Source organism: Mesorhizobium sp. M1C.F.Ca.ET.210.01.1.1 (assembly GCF_004791585.1).
In the GTDB taxonomy this organism is placed as follows: domain Bacteria; phylum Pseudomonadota; class Alphaproteobacteria; order Rhizobiales; family Rhizobiaceae; genus Mesorhizobium.
The window spans coordinates 12,384-28,593 of record NZ_SRUU01000027.1 but is presented as its reverse complement, the minus strand read 5'-3'; the positions used below and the strand labels follow the sequence as shown (position 1 = coordinate 28,593).

Here is a 16,210-nt window from a genome sequence, read left to right as displayed (position 1 = left end):
CGATAGACGCTAGATCGTGGTGCCTGGCAACGGCAGTGTCCGGAACAGATTCCAGATCGGCAGGTTGCGCGCGTCATAGCTGACCGAGACGACGAATTGGCTGCCGTCGACGGTGCTGTCCGTGGCGTCGACCGTCAACTTCTTCGGACCGACAAAGGGATAGCCGGTGATGTCGTGGCTGATGAAATCGGTGACCAGCGCCTGGCGCTCTGTCTGGTTGAGGCCGGCAATCGCCGTTCGTGCCGCGTCGGCGGCGATCTGCTGGACTGAATGGCTGGCGCCGAAATAGATTCCGTATGCAACCATGCCGAGCAGAAGCAAGATGAAAATGGGCGCCAACATGGCGAATTCGACCGCTGACGTGCCCGCGGCGTCAGCCCGGAAACGAGACCAAGGAGCAAGGAATTTTCGGTTCTTCAGCATGGTCCGGAGAATGCCAAACCCTGCCTGCAAAAACAGAAAACGACTGGAACAACCGAAAGGTGCATAAAGTTGAATGGCGGGTTTAAGCTTTAGATTTCGCTGTTTTAGCAGGGTGCAGCTCACTCAACGTCAAGCAGCGAGCAGTTGAAATAAGATTTCGCTCTGTCTAGTCTCCCGCCACCAAGCTGCCGGAAGGGACCGGCGGCACGCTCAAAAGGAGCCCGTTGAACGGTTCCGGGGCGGCAACACTCAAAGGCGTGGTTGAGGGGCCGCGTCGAAAGGGAGATACTTCATGCTGAAAAATCTATTGAAGGCGACTGTGTTCGCCACCACCATGGCCTTGGCGACCGGGGCTTTCTACACGCCGGCCTTTGCCGAGACCGTGTACAACCGCGGAGCCGCCGCCGAGGCGGAGACGGTCGATCCGCACAAGACGTCGACGGTCTACGAAGCCGATATCATACGCGACCTGTTCCAGGGTCTCGTCATGCATGACCAGAAGACGAACCTCATTCCAGGCGCCGCCGAAAGCTGGACGGTGTCCGACGACGGCACTGTCTACACCTTCAAGCTGCGCAAAGACGGCCTCTGGTCGGATGGCAGCCCGGTGACGGCGGACGACTTCGTCTATTCGTTCCATCGGCTGGAAGATCCGGCCACCGCTGCAGAATACGCCTCGATGCTCTATCCGGTGAAGGGCGCAGAGGACTTCAACACCAAGAAAGGCAAGGCCGAGGACATGGGCGTCAAGGCGGTCGACGCCAACACGCTGCAAGTCACACTGAAGGCCCCGACGCCCTACTTCCTGGAGATGCTGACCCACCAGGCGACCTATCCGGTCAATAAGGCCTCCATCGACAAGCTCGGCGCCGATTGGATCAAGCCGGGCAAGCTGGTCTCCAACGGCGCCTATACGCTGGCGGAGTGGGTTCCCAACGACCATATGAAATTGGTCAAGAACCCGAAATTCTGGGACGCCGCGAGCGTCAAGCTCGACGTGGTCAACTACATCCCGACCGAGGATCGCTCGTCGGCGATGAAGCGGTTCGAGGCCGGCGAGCTCGACAGCTATGGTGACCTGCCGACCGAACAGTTGGCCGATCTCAAAACCAAATTCGGTGACCAGGTTCGTGTCGGGCCATATCTCGGCACCTATTATTATGCGATCAAGACCGACAAGGCGCCTTGGGACAATGTCGAGCTGCGCAACGCCATCTCGATGGCGATCGATCGCGACTTCCTCGCCGAGAAGGTCTGGCAGAACTCGATGCTGCCCGGCTATTCGATGGTGCCTCCGGGCATCGAGGGCTACACACCGGCACTGGCTAAATACGCCGACATGTCGCAGATCGACCGCGAGGATGCGGCCAAGAAGATCCTGGAAAAGCTAGGCTATACACCCGAGCATCCGTTGAAGATGGAGATCCGCTACAACACCTCGGAGAACCATAAGAACACGGCGGTCGCCATCCAGGAACAACTGAAGCCGCTCGGCATCGAGGTGACGCTGCTCAACACCGACACCAAGACCCACTATGGTTTCCTCGAGCAGAAGGGCAATTACGACGTTGCCCGCGCCGCCTGGATCGCAGACTACAAGGATCCGGAGACCTTCCTTGGCATCTCGCGCAAGGCAAGCGGCAACAACTACTCGAACTACAACAGCCCGGCCTATGAGGCCGCGATGGACAAGGCGGCCGCCGCCGGCGGCAAGCCTGAGGAGCGCATGAAGGACCTCGCCGAGGCCGAGCGCGTCCTCGTCGACGACGTCGGCCAGATCCCGCTTCTCTACTACAGCTTCCACGACATCGTTTCCTCGAAGCTGCATGGCTTCGACGACAATGTGATGGACATCCATCCGTCCCGCTTCATCTCCAAGGACTGACAAGTAACCTTGGCCGTGCCGCCGCTCTCTTTTTGGGAGCGGCGGCACGGTCTGTCGTCGTGCCGGGCCGAAAGTCGGATTGGATTTTCAGGCTACCCAGTGCGAAGATCAGAGATGCCAGCGCGCCACGGTCTCGTCTGGAGAGCTGTCGCCCTGGCTGAAGCGGGGCGCCGATGCTGCGTTATGTCTTCCGGCGGCTGTTGACCGCCATTCCGACGCTATTCGTCATCGTGACGGTGGCGTTCTTCCTGATCCGCGTCGCACCAGGCGGCCCGTTCAACCAGGAGCGGGGCTTGAGCCCCGAGATCAGGGCCAATCTCGAAGCCCAGTTCGGCCTCAACGATCCGCTGTGGCTGCAATATCTCCACTATCTCGGCAATCTTTTGCGCGGCAGTTTCGGCCCGAGCTACAACTTGCCGGATTTCACCGTCACCGAACTCTTCGCCAAGGGCCTGCCGATCTCGGTGCAGATCGGTACCTCGGCGCTGGTGCTGGCGCTGCTGTTGGGCTCGATCCTTGGCACCATCGCGGCGCTCAACCAGAACAAGATAGCCGACTATTCCGTCATTGCTTTGGCCACCGCCGGCAGCACCATCCCGACCTTCGTCATCGCGCCGGTGATACAGCTAGTTTTCGGGCTGTCCTGGAAGCTGTTGCCGATCGGCGGCTGGGGCGACGGCGCCTTAATCAACAAGGTCGGGCCGGTGCTGACGCTCGCCTTGCCGCAGATCGCCATCGTCGCCCGCCTGATGCGCGGCTCGATGATCGAGAGTCTGCGCTCGCATCATATCCGCACCGCCCGCGCCCTCGGCCTGTCCGACTGGTCGGTCGTGGTCAAGCACGCGCTGCGCGGCGCCGTCCTGCCGATCGTCTCCTTCACCGGTCCGGCTGCGGCGGCCCTGCTCACCGGCTCGGTCATCGTCGAGACGATCTTCTCCGTCCCGGGCGTCGGCCGTTATTTCGTCGATGCGGCCCTCAACCGTGACTACACGCTGGTCATGGGCACCGTGGTGGTGATTGCGCTCTTCACCATCGTCTTCAACCTGATTGTCGATCTTCTCTACGCGGTCGTCGATCCGAGGGTGCGCTATGACTGACCTTGCCGTAGCCGTTCCAGAGCCGATCGTCGGCCGCTCGCTTTGGGGCAACGCCTGGGCGCGACTGAAGCGCAACCGCGCCGCCATGTTCAGCCTCTACTATCTGGCGTTCATCGCCGTCATTAGCGTGTTCGGCCCGATGGTCGTGCCGCATGAATACACCACCATCTACGGCGACTATGTGCGCACGCCGCCGAGCCTCTCGGCCTACCCGAAGCCCGACATGATCCAGACCGCATTGACCGACGCCATCAAGCGTATGCGCGTCGACATCAAGGAATGGCATCAGGACGGCAGCCGCGTGATCGTGACAGTCACCTCCAAGAAGCCGGTAGACGACCGCAACATCCGCTATCTCGACCGCTCGGACGCCTTCGACGACACAAAGATCGAGAGCAAATCGCCCGACGGGCTCGAAGTGACGATGAGCTCCGCCATCAAGCAGCAATATTTCTACTTCGGCACTGACAACACCGGGCGCGACTTGCTTTCACGTACCCTGATGGCCGGGCGCATTTCTTTGGCCATCGGCCTGCTTGCCGGCGTCGTCGCCGGCGTCATCGGGGTGATCTACGGCGCGACGGCCGGCTTTGCCGGCGGCAGGGTCGACGAGGTGATGATGCGCATCGTCGACGTGCTCTATTCGCTGCCTTTCATCTTCTTCGTCATCATGCTGGTGGTGTTTTTCGGCCGCAACTTCGTGCTGATGTTTTTGGCGGTCGGCGCGGTGCTGTGGCTCGACATGGCCCGCATCGTGCGCGGCCAGGCGCTGTCGATCCGCAGGCAGGAATATGTCCAGGCCGCCGAAGCGATGGGCGTCGGCTACCGCGGCATCCTTGTGCGCCACGTGATCCCCAATCTGCTCGGCCCGGTCGTCATCTACATGACGCTGCTGGTGCCGCAGGTGATCATCCTGGAAAGTTTTCTCTCTTTCCTCGGCCTCGGCGTGCAGGAGCCGATGACCAGCTGGGGCGTGCTGATCTCGGTCGGCGCCAAGAACATCGGCTATGCCAATTGGCTGCTTCTGTTCCCGGCCTTCTTCCTCGTCTCGACGCTGTTCGCGCTCAACTTTGTCGGCGATGGCCTGCGCGACGCGCTAGACCCAAAAGATCGATAAAGATGGGGATCGCTGACATGACCGCTTCCGAAACGATCCTCAGCGTCAAGGACCTGCGCGTCCGGTTCCAGACCCTCGACGGCACCGTCGAGGCGGTGAAGGGCATCAACATCAAGGTCAATGCCGGCGAAACCGTCGCCGTCGTCGGCGAATCCGGCTCCGGCAAGAGCCAGACAATGATGGCGGCGATGAGCCTACTCTCCTCGAACGGCGAGGCCACCGGCCGGGTCGACTATCGCGGTCGCAATCTCCTGGAGATGACCAAGAGCGAGCTCAACAAGGTCCGAGGCCGCAAGATCAGCATGATCTTCCAGGAGCCGATGACCTCGCTCGATCCGCTCTACACCATCGGCAATCAGCTGATCGAGCCGATCCGCCGGCATCGCGGGCTGAATGCCCCGGCGGCGCGAGAAGAGGCGCTGAAGCTGCTCAGGCTGGTGCACATCCCCGATCCGGAACGGCGGATGAAATCTTATCCGCACGAAATGTCGGGCGGCCAGCGCCAGCGCGTCATGATCGCCATGGCCTTGGCCAACGATCCCGACATCCTGATCGCCGACGAGCCGACGACGGCGCTCGACGTCACCATCCAGGCGCAGATCCTGATGCTGCTTGCCGAGCTGCAGCGCAAGCTCGGCATGGCGATCGTCTTCATCACCCACGATCTCGGCATCGTGCGACGCTTCGCCGACCGCGTCTATGTCATGCGCCAGGGCGAAGTCGTGGAGGAGGGCCAGGTGGAAGCGCTCTTCGCCAATCCGCAGCACGCCTACACCAAGATGCTGCTCGCGGCCGAGCCGACCGGCACCAAGGGCCCGCCGCCGGCCAATGCGCAGGTGCTGCTCGAAGGTCGCAATGTCGAGGTCGTCTTCAAGATCGGCGGCGGCTTCCTCGGCGGTGAGCCGCTGATGCTGCGCGCGGTGGACAAAATCTCGATCCGGCTGAAGCGCAACCAGACCATCGGCATCGTCGGCGAGTCGGGTTCCGGCAAGTCGACGCTCGGCCGTGCGCTGCTGAGGCTCTTGCCCAGCGACGGCGTCATCCGCTTTGGCGACCGTGACATTTCTGAGGCCGACCGCCAGGCGATGCGACCACTGCGGCGTGAATTGCAGTTGGTTTTCCAGGATCCGTTCGGCTCACTTTCGCCGCGCATGACCGTGGGCCAGGTCATCACCGAGGGGCTTTTGGTGCACGAGCCCTCGCTGAACAGCAAGCAGCGCGACCACCGCGCCGTCGAGGCGCTGCGCGAGGTCGGCCTTGATCCCAATGCCCGAAACCGCTACCCGCACGAATTCTCCGGCGGCCAGCGCCAGCGCATTGCCATTGCGCGCGCCATGATCCTGAAGCCGAAAGTGGTGGTGCTGGACGAGCCGACCTCGGCGCTCGACCGCTCGGTGCAGAAGCAGATCGTCGAGCTCTTGCGCAAGCTGCAGGCCAATCACGCGCTGTCCTATCTCTTCATCAGCCACGACCTCGCGGTCGTGCGCGCTATGGCCGACTACATCATCGTGATGAAGCAGGGCAAGATCGTCGAAGAAGGACCGACCGAGGAGATTTTCGACGATCCGCGCGAGGCCTACACGCAGACGCTGATGAAGGCGGCAATCGACACGACCAGATTCAGGATGAGCGCTTAATGCATGTCGCCCAAAAGTGAGCAGCGGTCTGGGAGAACGACATACACAAAAACAGGAACTTGAAGCGCGCAGCCTGAATACGTTTCGGCGCGATGCGGCTTAAGGCTTGCCGCCGCCGGGTGACGCGCTGATCATTGCGAGGACCGGCAGCGGCTCTTCCTCGCCGTGATAATCGCCTGCTGCTGTTGCTGCAGCCGTTCGACCCTTGCCGTGTCGCGGTTGGCCACTACGGTCTTGACGCGCTCGCCGCCGAGCAGCCAGCCAGGCACGCTCGTGTTGGCAACCTTGCCGCGGCCGATGGCGATCTGAGAAATCTCGGTTGCGGTATCGCCAACCGCGCTGTTGAGCTCGGCGCAGCTCATTTTGTCGTATTTCGCTGGATTGATCGACGCGGTGGTCGACGAGCATCCCGCAAAGAGCAGCACAGTGATTGTCGGCAAAATGGCTGTCGGCGTGAATTTCATTCTCTCACCTGGCCGCTCAGATCGGCTGGGCTCCGTCGAGATGGAGCGGGGTGCCATTAGGTCAAAGTTGGAGCGCCCTGTCGAGCACAATGGCCGGCAGCAGCCGTTCAGGCTCGCTATTTGGTGCTGGACCTTGACGCTGGGCGGGAGCGGCAAAGCACGTAAATCTCAGTTTTCTGGTCGCATCGCATCGTGCCGTTCAGTCGCTTTCTCGGGCAAGTGGCAGATCAAGCTGTGTTGGGACACCAACCGCTACGCTCCCGCCGGTTAGGTGCCACTGGCGGGCAAACGGCAGCCGGAAATGTCCGGCACCCGTGGAACTCGCCGTCAGGCCGATGAGCAACTGCGCGAACAAGAGCCTAACTTCCGGCTGGGGACGGCATTGCCTTGTCGTCAACTCGATCGATATCCTCCGATATCTCCTGCCGCAGTTTCGGTCCCTTGGCCAGACGCCTGCCCAGGGCCGTGACGAAAGCCTGATAGCGTTCGGCCGACTTGGCGCGAGCCGCCTGGGCCGCAACTTCCGGCAAAGCTGGCGTGGTCGCGAGCCAGAACCGCACGAACACCGCCAGGGTTTCGATCGCGATACCGATATCGCGCTCCTGCCGTGCGAGGCGGCGATCAACTTGATCGAGGCGTTTGGCGATTGCAGCCTCGCGACGTTCGTCGGCATCCGGCGACAGAAACGACGCGATTGCGGCCTCTGCGATCATGGATTGGGGCTGGTCGCGCCGGGCCGCATAGTCGGCGAGCATCTTCATGATCGCCTCATCGAGATAGACTGAGATTTGCACTTTCTTCTTGCGGCGGATCATGGCGGCTATAACCCCATGCCGTCATCGGGGTCGAGCGAGACCTGCCGTGCCACGCTTTGCATGAGCCGCGCCAGGCGTCGATTGCGGACTGCATCGTCATCGGCGTCGTCGACCGCGTCGAGTTCGAACTCATTTTCGATCGGAGCCATTTTCTCGACCGGTGGCACGCGGTTCAGTTCGGGTTGTTGACGCCGTTCGGACCCGGTCGCATCTTCATCGCTCGGCGTGCCGGGGCCTTCGTCGACCCTGGGCTGATTCAGGGTCGGCAGGCTGCTCCAATCACAAGGAAGAGCCTTCCCGGATCGCGTTAGTTCGGGCGGCGACAGGACGCGTTCCCGCAAGCGGACATCGTCGTAATAGCGTGCCTTATTCGCCCTGATCGGTGGGGTGCCCGCCACCATGACGATCTCGTCGGTCGGCGGAAGCTGCATGATCTCGCCAGGCGTCAGCAATTGGCGGGCGGTCTCTTGCCGCGACACCATCAAATGTCCGAGCCAGGGCGAAAGCCGGTGGCCGGCATAGTTCTTCATCGCCCGCATCTCGGTCGCTGTGCCGAGCGCGTCGGATACACGTTTGGCGGTCCTTTCATCATTCGTGGCGAAGCTCACGCGCACATGACAATTGTCGAGAATGGAGTTGTTCGGACCGTAGGCCTTCTCGATCTGGTTGAGCGACTGCGCGATCAGGAAGCTCTTCAGCCCATAGCCAGCCATGAAGGCTAGCGCGCTCTCGAAGAAGTCGAGACGGCCAAGCGCTGGGAATTCGTCGAGCATGAGGAGAAGCCGGTGGCGATGAGATTTCGCCTGAAGGTCCTCAGTCAGGCGACGCCCAATCTGGTTGAGGATAAGGCGAATGAGCGGCTTGGTCCGATTGATGTCCGAGGGCGGCACGACCAGGTAGAGCGTAGCTGGTTGCCTGGCGCCGACGATGTCGCTGATGCGCCAATCGCAGCGCCTCGTCACCTCGGCGATGACAGGGTCGCGATAGAGGCCGAGGAAGGACATAGCCGTGGAGAGCACGCCCGAACGCTCATTGTCAGATTTGTTGAGCAGTTCGCGGGCAGCACTTGCGATGACCGGATGCGGACCAGCGTCGCCGAGATGGGTGGTCTTCATCATTGCCGCCAAGGTGGACTCGATCGGTCGCCTAGGATCGGAGAGGAAGGCGGCGACGCCAGCGAGCGTCTTGTTCTTCTCGGCGTAGAGGACGTGAAGGATCGCGCCGACCAGCAGTGCGTGAGAAGTCTTTTCCCAATGGTTGCGCTTCTCGAGGCTTCCTTCCGGATCGACCAGAATGTCGGCGATGTTCTGGACGTCGCGGACCTCCCATTCACCACGGCGGACCTCCAGCAAAGGATTGTAGGCCGACGATTTTGAATTGGTGGGGTCGAAAAGCAGGACGCGCCCGTGCAATGCACGGAACCCAGCGGTGATTTGCCAATTCTCGCCTTTGATGTCGTGGACAATCGCTGAGCCCGGCCAGGTCAACAGCGACGGCACCACCAGGCCGACACCCTTGCCGGATCGGGTCGGCGCGAAGCACAGCACATGCTCGGGACCATCATGGCGAAGGTAATGACCGTGATAGCGCCCAAGCACCACACCATCGGCGCCGAGCAGCCCGGCAGCCTCCACTTCTTTCCTGCCGGCCCATCGCGCCGAACCATAGGTCTGGACGTTCTTGACCTCGCGCGCCCGCCACACAGACATGCCGATCGCAACAATGATCGAGAGAAAGCCACCGGACACGGCAATCAGTCCGCCTTCCACGAAAATGGTTGGGGCGTAGGCATCATAAAAATACCACCACCAGAATAGGGCGGGCGGATAGTAGACAGGCAGGCCGGCGACTTCGAACCAGGTCGGTCCGAGTTGCGCCTGGAACCCGAGCCGCCATGCCGTCCATTGCGTCGCTGTCCAGGTCGTCAATAGGACGACCAGGAAGACCGTGAGGATCTGGCCCCAAAGGATTTTCGTGGCAGACATGAAAGGGTCCTTCTTCTGTTTGTCAAAGACCGAGCCCGCGCTTGCGAGCAAAGCTCCAGTCGATGCCGCCATCACCACGAGCGACACCGTAAACGTGCTGGCCGAGATGCCTTTCGAGAGAGGGCGTCCAGGGTACAAGTTGGAAGCCAAGGCCGTCGTCGATCATGGCGAAACGGCCGGAGGCGAGACACAAGCGCTGGCCATAGACGCCGGCGGCGTAGTCGCCGCTGGAGGTACGGTTGAAGGGCCGTCCGCTATCGGCCGCGAGCTTATCGCCAATCATCTCCAGTTCGCGGCAGCGCAGCGTATCGAGCAGGTTTGCGGTGAAAATGATGCGATTGCCTTGCCTCTCGGCAAGCCCCTGATTGACCAGATGTTCGGCGCGACGGTCCAAGGCATCGCGGACCTCAGCGCCGAGGCCTCCCTGCGCCAGTGCGGCAGGCTCGCCAGCGATTGCCTGGCGGTCGAGCCAGGTCGCACCCGGCGCCGTAACCTGTTCATCCACAGCGAGATCGGAGCACACCGCCAGCGCGACTCGACGGTGGCCGCACGCATCATCGAATCTGCGCAACTCGACGATCGATCCCGGCGGGCCGTCGCCGGCGGCATCCAGAGCGGGAAGTCTGATGTGATGGATGCGTCCATCAATGCCGTCGACAACCGCGTAGGCCGCACCGCTCAGATCACTATCGAGCCCGCGATCGACCAGCCGGCCGACAATAGGTGTTTCGAGACTTTCGGCGGCCAACACATAACTGGCCGAACCCCGCTCGATGCCTCGCTCAGTCAGTGCGCGATGCATGCGCTTTATGATGTCGCCGCGCTCGCCCAACTCGCGCAACGTCGCTTCGGCCTGGTCGTCGAGGACCCATTGGCCCGGGCCGACCTGGTCGGCGAGACCCAGCGCCTCAAGCTTGCGCAGACGACCGATCTTGAGCGCATGATATTCGTCGGGCTGGCCACGAGGGCGTTGGGCCAAATCGATGACCCCGGTGTCGCGGCTGTCGCGAAGTAGCTGGCGATCGAGCTGGGTCCAGCGTTCGGACTGGATCTGGCTTTCGAGCGAGCGGCGGATGTCCAGATCTGTGCACGGACCCAGTTCCTGCGTAATCAGGTCGCGAGCCCGGTCACGCATTCCTTCCTTGATGTAATCGCGCGAGATGACCAGGTCCTGGCCGTCGTCGCGCACGCCGCGCACGATCAGATGAACGTGCGGATGCTCAGTGTTCCAGTGATCGGCCGCGACCCAGTCGAGCCGCGTGCCGAGGTCCTTTTCCATCCGTCCAACCAGATCGCGGGTAAAGGATTTGAGGTCCGCCATCTCAAGGGCGTCGTCGGGAGAGACAATGAAACGGAAGTGGTGCCGATCATCCTTGGCGCGCGCCGCAAAGGCCGCGCCGTCGGCATCCCCCGTCTGCGGCCCGAACAACCCTGCCTTCTCGCCGTCCCGGCTCACGCCCTCCCGGCGCAGATAATTGAGGTGCGTGGCAAGTGAAGCAGCGCTCGCGGTACGACGGACAACGCGAGCCTTTAGGACCGCACCGCGCGATCGCGAGGTGATAAGGCGATTGGCCTGGATGCTGGCGCGCTGACCGTGACCAAACCGGGAGCGATTGCCAAAAACCACTTTTCCCGAGCGCGACACGCCACCGCCAGCTTTTTTCGCCGCCGCTAGTGCCTGCGCGATGAATGGCCGTGCAGCTTGAGCGCGGGTCGAGCGGATGCGGCCTGGCCGAATACGAAACGTGCGCTCATCGGCCATGGCTTTGTCCCGCAATGTGGAGAAAGGGACGCAAACACAAGACTTCGAGCGTTAGGCGCACATTGCCCTTAAGCGCCGCAATGTGCGGCGCGGGCCTGAAAACCTGGCAAATCGTGTTGTTCGACCGGCGCGCAATGTGCGCCCTTTTATCCTGCCACGGCTCGATCATGCCGCCTGCGCCTGTCCGCTCCGCTCGCCACGGCACGCTGCAGCACGAATTGACGCGAAGGACGCTGAAGCGGCTCATGGCGCAGACCTGCCGCGCGCTTCATGCGCGAACAGGCCAGAAGCCGGGGTCCGATTGCTGTGGGCAACTCCCGCCAAAGACGTACCGTCGCGCGGGCGCGCGGGCTGCATCAAACTGTCGGTCTGTTTGCCATTTTTTGGTTTGGCGAACAGCGGTGCGCGCTTCCAGTCACGTGAGGCGGAGACTGCCGGTCTGGTAGCTTTCGCTGCACCAGCGCTGCCGATGGCGGATGCAACGATCGTGACGTTGGCAAGCGTCTCCCGAGGCAGTCGCCTGCCTTGCAGCGACGCTTCGTAACGCCGAGGGCCAGCATTATAGGCGGCAATCCAGCCGGGCGATCCGTAGCGATCAACCAACTCGCGGATATAGGCTGAGCCCGCTATGATATTGTCGTGCGGGTCGTAGGGATCGGCGCCCAGATGGTAGCGAACGCGCAGGTCGGACCAGGTGTTGGGCACGATCTGCATCAGCCCCATGGCGCCCTTGCGCGATGTGGCGCGTTGGTCGCCTGCACTCTCGGCGCCAAGGACGGCGCGGATCCAGGTCGGTGGAAGACGGAAGCGCCTCGCCGCTTCCGCGATGTGAGCCTCGTAACGATTGCGCGCCGAAGGCATGACGGCAGGCGGGCTCTGAGCCGGCGCAGCCGCCAGAACCACGCAAGCGATGCAAAGTCCGCCAAACAGAATGAGAGCCGAGTGCCAGACCGCGCGAGGCAATGCGTGCGTTCCAGCTTGGCTCGTCGGCCGACGGCGCGCCGACATCGCTTAGTCCTTCTCGGCGCGGTCGCGCTGACGCGACCAGTGCAAAGACCAGGACTTCTTGCCGTCGACGTTCTGGAACAGATATGCGCGGATCGGTTGCGCAAAAGTCGGGTCATCTAAATACAGCGATACGAACTCGCCGGCCTTCTTGCTGCCGTGTTTCCAACCGGCGCCAATCACGATGCCATCTTCGCCACCGGTATGCACATGATAGTCGGGCGCATTGTCCGCATCGCTTGCTTCTGTCGCGACAATTGCGACCTCAAGGTTGAGACTGAGCGTGCGAATTCGCCCCGAATACCCGGTCTGGTGGCGGGTGAATTCTCCAATCTGTGGCATGTGCTTTCTCCTGTCTTTGATGTGTGCGGTGACGATTGGACGGCACCAAGGGCGCCGCCGGTGGTGCGCTCACCGCGCTGAAGCGCGCCATTGGAAGCGGCCGTCGCCCTGCTCATCGGTCCAAAGCGGGACCGCGCGGCCAATCACGTGATCGGTGGAGATGAGGCCGAAGTAGCGGCCATCAAGGCTGTCGTGGACCTGGCGGTTCATCAGGAAAACGGCGCCGACCGGGATGCGTAGACAGCCCTGCCAGGTCGGCAGGCCGCGGCCGGCGCGATCGCGTTCAAGCGCAACGCCCACGTCACTGCTATCGACCGATATCGTGAACTTGTTCCGGCAAACGGTGTGACCGGAGACTGCAAGAATATGCTTCAGCAGCAGCACGCCCTTCGGCAGGTAGCCGCGGTCAGCCAGGAACGTTTTAAGCGTTTCAGCCGGCTGGACGGCGACGAGGTCATCGGCTCCAAACGGGCTCCCGGCATCGATCCGATAGAGACCGATCGGTGCGCTGGCCGAGGCGTTCCAGACGAACTTCGGCGGGACATCAATGAGAACCGGGCAGAGCGCTCCCATGGTCGCCACTGCCGCCACGAAGACAATCGGCGACCGCATCATGGCTGGACCCGCCGACGCAGGAGGTAGGCTCGATGGATATCCAGCGTATAAGTGCGAGGCGCCTGCCCAACCATCATTCGGTTGTGGACGTGCCGCCAGTGATCCGGCGAGACCGCCGCCAAAGCGATGCCACGTTGTTCGATGCCGTCGATCGTCTGCAGCACGCGCTCGACCTTGGGCCAGCCTTGAGCGGTGAGCAAAATGTCACCGCCGGGCCGCACGAACGGCAGCGTCTGATGGGCTTCGCCCTCGGTGACGGCGCGCACGATATCGACGCGGCAGATGATCGTGTCGGAGCCGTTCGCTGCCCATCGGACGAAGGCGAAGATGTCACCGGGACGAAAGGAGACGATGCGCCGGCGCCGATCGAGTATCTTCTCTCGAGCGACCGAACCGAAGCGGATCCAGTACTCGATCCTTTTCTCGACCCAGGTCAGCTCGACGTCGGTTAAGCCTTCGCCGGCAACAGCGCCTGGCGCCGATCGGCTCGAACGGAAGTCAACGACCGTGCCCATTGGCCTGTCTCCTTAGCTATGGAAAGCAACCGCGATGCGTGATTGGTGGGTGCGCCTGCCTAAGCATCAGCGGCGCTCTCGCATGACGCGATCGCGGCTCAGCGCGTGTAGCGTCCGCTCGGCGTAAAAGCCGCCGGCGGATGGCGCTTGGCCGGAAGCACGGCACCACGAGGGTCAGACGTCGAAGTCACCGCGCCGCGCTGAGCCCAGGCCTGGAGGTCGTCAACGGCATAGACGACGCGGCCGCCAAGTTTGCGGTAGGCGGGACCCGTGCCGTAAGTGCGGTGTTTTTCGAGCGTGCGACAAGAAAGACTGAGGAACTCGGCGGCTTCCTTGGTGCGCAGGAAGCGCGGCGGCAAAACGGCTAGATCAGGTCGCATCTTATCGTGCCTCGGTGGAGCTCTGGTGAACCGCTGGCGCTCAGCGGCGGATGGCGATCACGGTGGCGGAAGGGCGGCTTCGTGGGGGATGGGGAAGATTGGGGGGCCTGATATTGCCACCCCGGGGCGCTAGGCCCGGTTGCGGTGGCGCAAGAGTTGCAGATAACCGCCTGAAATCATGGCTCCGCCGCCCTTGACGAGGCCGATCACGGTGTCGCGAAGGGACGAGGTTTTCCACGGGTTGGAGGCAACCCGTCCTGTGCCATAGAAAGCAGTCGCGATTTCACGGTAGCTGGCGCCGTTCTTGCGGCCATCGGCGGCCTGCATCATCAGTCGCAGGCGACGCTTCTGCTGAATTGTCATTCGGGTATCTGGCGGCACCGGCCGCCTGTGACAGGAGCGCCAGAACCGGACCAGGGCCTCGACCCGTCCGAGCGTTTGGGAATCGAGCGGGATCAGGGCCGTGAGGGAACGGCTCGCCGCGCTTCCGGGAAGGAGGAGAAGCTGTGTCGCAATCCCACTATCGCGGATGGCATGAAATCCCTGCGGAGACTCGTGATGTTTGCCAAACTCAACCGGCGTGGCGGAGGGTGCGCGTGACAGGAAATCTGGCGACGCCATGAGGGTCACCACCGCTGAGTTGGCTAGAGGCGACCACAGAACGTCTTGCGTCAATGCGGACAAGTCGGGTCGGGCCGCGAAATCGCAACCCCCAGCGTTTCTGTGCTTCGGTTGGGAAGGGATCCCTCTCAGATCCCTCACGCACAAGTGCCAGATAATGGCGCTGATAAGAGCCTGAACGGCGCAGGCATTCCCAGGCGAGGCCTTCGATTGGCAGAGTGTCGAAGAAGTCGTAGCTGTTGTGGTCTCGCCAACGCGATGTGTCCGGCTTCATCGTGAGCTCCTCGCGAAAACTGCAAGTTGTGCTCGAATCGATTCCCGGCTCTGGTGACTGGCGGAAGGCCCTTAAGAGGCATCGCGTGATGCTCTTTCAGCATCACCCTGCAAATATTGGCTAGGTGTCAGTTTGGCGCAGAAGGTGGCGGTAGCCAGTGCGCGTCATCCAGCGCGCCCGCGCCAAGTGGGTGTCGTGGACATGTCGAGCGCGGTGCGGCTCCTTTACCGGGTCGATCCCGAAGAGAACTTTGACCACCTCGCGCCAATCAGCACCGCCGGCATCGGCGTCGAACAAGCGCATGTAGAGCTTAACATGGCTGCGATCATAGTCTGTGAGTTCGTCCCCCGTGGGAGCGGTGTCGTCGAACGGCTCGATCATGATTTGCACTTCCCAAGATGCGAGACGTAAAACACGAAACTCACAGATGTCACCCCAGCGGTGGAGGGGCTCAAAGAACATCAAGCGATGCTACGTTGGCATCGTTGCGGCCGGGTGCCGTACCACTCCAGTTGGTCACTTGGGGTTCCGCCCGGTTGGCCGGGCGGAACCTATTGTTTGCCTCCTATTCTGCGTTGCGGCGGCTGGAGCGAGACCAGATGAGGCTGTAGCTCTCGCCGTCCTCGTCATCGAAGAGGTTTGCGAAGATCGGGCCGGTGAAGCTCGGGTCGTCAAGCTTGAGGCCCAGATAGGCACGACCCTCGTTGGAATGCTTGGCCCAGGCTGCGCCGATTTCTGCCCGGCCGACGAAGACGCGGTGGCTGGGGGCGTTTTCACCGTTGGCGCGGTATTCGGGGACGATGCGGACGCCGCGGGCCTGGACGCTGAGCGTGATGATTTCGCCAGTGAACTCGTTGTCGCCGGACTTCTTGAAGGTGCCGATGGTAGCCATGGTAGTTCTCCTTGATCCTATCTGTTACGAGCCCGCACCATTGCGGTCTCGATGGTGATCGACAGGCCGGAGGCGATCGCCGGCGCACCCTTGGGCCGAAGCGTCAGCGGAGGATGGCGCGGGAACGACTTTGTTGCTTCGCGAGGAATGACGGCGCCTCGGGGTCCCCGCGCGGCTTGTCGCGTGGGGTGGGGTTCCGTCAGGGGAAGAAAGTCGTGATGCGCCGTTGCGTCCAAGGCGATTGAGGCGAAGCCGTCCTTCGGCCAGATACACCCATCGATGAGACCGCGGTGCGCTTACTGGACCAGGATCAGGGTGATCCGCCATGGCGCGCTCAATGTAACCGTCACCAACCGGCAAGCGGGTTCCCAGCCGATCGTC

The 16,210-nt window shown here is 62.2% G+C and carries 18 protein-coding genes; 4 read left to right on the top strand and 14 right to left on the bottom strand.

The genetic code is table 11. The annotated features are described in order from the left end of the window. Positions 1-9: 9 nt before the first annotated feature. A complete protein-coding gene (locus EN853_RS24975) occupies positions 10-342 on the bottom strand; it encodes a TadE/TadG family type IV pilus assembly protein (protein WP_245517175.1) in 333 nt (110 codons plus the stop codon). 373 nt (positions 343-715) lie between these two features. On the opposite strand from EN853_RS24975, the gene EN853_RS24970 reads away from it, so the two are divergent. The 4 genes from EN853_RS24970 to EN853_RS24955 all read left to right on the top strand — a co-directional run bounded on the left by EN853_RS24970 (position 716) and on the right by EN853_RS24955 (position 6,159). Continuing rightward, complete coding sequence (locus EN853_RS24970; protein WP_127861865.1) at positions 716-2,308, top strand: peptide ABC transporter substrate-binding protein; 1,593 nt, start codon at positions 716-718, stop codon at positions 2,306-2,308. Positions 2,309-2,481: 173 nt separating this feature from the next. Then, positions 2,482-3,405, top strand: coding sequence for an ABC transporter permease subunit (locus tag EN853_RS24965; protein ID WP_127861866.1), 924 nt, complete (start codon positions 2,482-2,484; stop codon positions 3,403-3,405). After that, positions 3,398-4,522, top strand: a complete 1,125-nt coding sequence (locus EN853_RS24960; protein ID WP_127861867.1) for an ABC transporter permease subunit — start codon at positions 3,398-3,400, stop codon at positions 4,520-4,522. The genes EN853_RS24965 and EN853_RS24960 overlap by 8 nt, the downstream gene beginning before the upstream one ends. Positions 4,523-4,539: 17 nt before the next feature. Further along, positions 4,540-6,159 carry an ABC transporter ATP-binding protein gene (locus EN853_RS24955; RefSeq protein ID WP_127861868.1) on the top strand — a complete coding sequence of 540 codons (1,620 nt, stop codon included), beginning with the start codon at positions 4,540-4,542 and terminating at the stop codon, positions 6,157-6,159. Between the two features lie 131 nt (positions 6,160-6,290). Here EN853_RS24955 and EN853_RS24950 read toward each other — a convergent pair whose 3' ends face one another. From EN853_RS24950 to EN853_RS24890, 13 genes are all read right to left on the bottom strand, one after another. Continuing rightward, a complete protein-coding gene (locus tag EN853_RS24950) occupies positions 6,291-6,623 on the bottom strand; it encodes a hypothetical protein (RefSeq protein WP_127861869.1) in 333 nt (110 codons plus the stop codon). Positions 6,624-6,982: 359 nt separating this feature from the next. Then, positions 6,983-7,438, bottom strand: coding sequence for a CopG family transcriptional regulator (locus tag EN853_RS24945; protein WP_127861870.1), 456 nt, complete (start codon positions 7,436-7,438; stop codon positions 6,983-6,985). A 5-nt stretch (positions 7,439-7,443) separates the two neighbouring features. Beyond that, the gene (locus EN853_RS24940) at positions 7,444-9,423 is read right to left on the bottom strand and encodes a conjugal transfer protein TraG (RefSeq protein WP_127861871.1); all 1,980 of its coding nucleotides are present in this window, start codon (positions 9,421-9,423) and stop codon (positions 7,444-7,446) included. 22 nt (positions 9,424-9,445) lie between these two features. Next, a complete protein-coding gene (locus tag EN853_RS24935; RefSeq protein WP_127861872.1) occupies positions 9,446-11,185 on the bottom strand; it encodes a VirD2 family relaxase/mobilization nuclease in 1,740 nt (579 codons plus the stop codon). A 243-nt stretch (positions 11,186-11,428) separates the two neighbouring features. Further along, positions 11,429-12,046 carry a lytic transglycosylase domain-containing protein gene (locus tag EN853_RS24930; protein ID WP_245517174.1) on the bottom strand — a complete coding sequence of 206 codons (618 nt, stop codon included), beginning with the start codon at positions 12,044-12,046 and terminating at the stop codon, positions 11,429-11,431. A 150-nt stretch (positions 12,047-12,196) separates the two neighbouring features. Continuing rightward, positions 12,197-12,532 (bottom strand): DUF736 domain-containing protein, encoded by a 336-nt coding sequence (locus EN853_RS24925; protein ID WP_127861874.1) that lies wholly within the window; start codon positions 12,530-12,532, stop codon positions 12,197-12,199. Between the two features lie 69 nt (positions 12,533-12,601). Beyond that, on the bottom strand, positions 12,602-13,147 hold the full coding sequence (locus EN853_RS24920) for a S26 family signal peptidase (RefSeq protein WP_127861875.1): 546 nt from the start codon (positions 13,145-13,147) through the stop codon (positions 12,602-12,604). Further along, a complete protein-coding gene (locus tag EN853_RS24915) occupies positions 13,144-13,662 on the bottom strand; it encodes a DUF2840 domain-containing protein (RefSeq protein WP_127861876.1) in 519 nt (172 codons plus the stop codon). Before EN853_RS24915 ends, EN853_RS24920 begins: the two co-directional genes overlap by 4 nt. Before the next feature lie 98 nt (positions 13,663-13,760). Beyond that, positions 13,761-14,042 (bottom strand): helix-turn-helix domain-containing protein, encoded by a 282-nt coding sequence (locus EN853_RS24910; RefSeq protein ID WP_127861877.1) that lies wholly within the window; start codon positions 14,040-14,042, stop codon positions 13,761-13,763. Positions 14,043-14,171: 129 nt separating this feature from the next. Next, entirely contained in the window at positions 14,172-14,663 is a 492-nt protein-coding gene (locus tag EN853_RS24905; RefSeq protein WP_127861878.1) for a DUF2285 domain-containing protein, read from the bottom strand. Then, positions 14,614-14,937 carry a DUF6499 domain-containing protein gene (locus tag EN853_RS34770; RefSeq protein ID WP_245517173.1) on the bottom strand — a complete coding sequence of 108 codons (324 nt, stop codon included), beginning with the start codon at positions 14,935-14,937 and terminating at the stop codon, positions 14,614-14,616. Before EN853_RS34770 ends, EN853_RS24905 begins: the two co-directional genes overlap by 50 nt. A gap of 120 nt (positions 14,938-15,057) precedes the next feature. Then, the gene (locus tag EN853_RS24895) at positions 15,058-15,318 is read right to left on the bottom strand and encodes a DUF2285 domain-containing protein (RefSeq protein ID WP_127861879.1); all 261 of its coding nucleotides are present in this window, start codon (positions 15,316-15,318) and stop codon (positions 15,058-15,060) included. Between the two features lie 184 nt (positions 15,319-15,502). Further along, a complete protein-coding gene (locus EN853_RS24890; protein ID WP_127861880.1) occupies positions 15,503-15,829 on the bottom strand; it encodes a DUF736 domain-containing protein in 327 nt (108 codons plus the stop codon). Between the last annotated feature and the right edge of the window lie 381 nt (positions 15,830-16,210).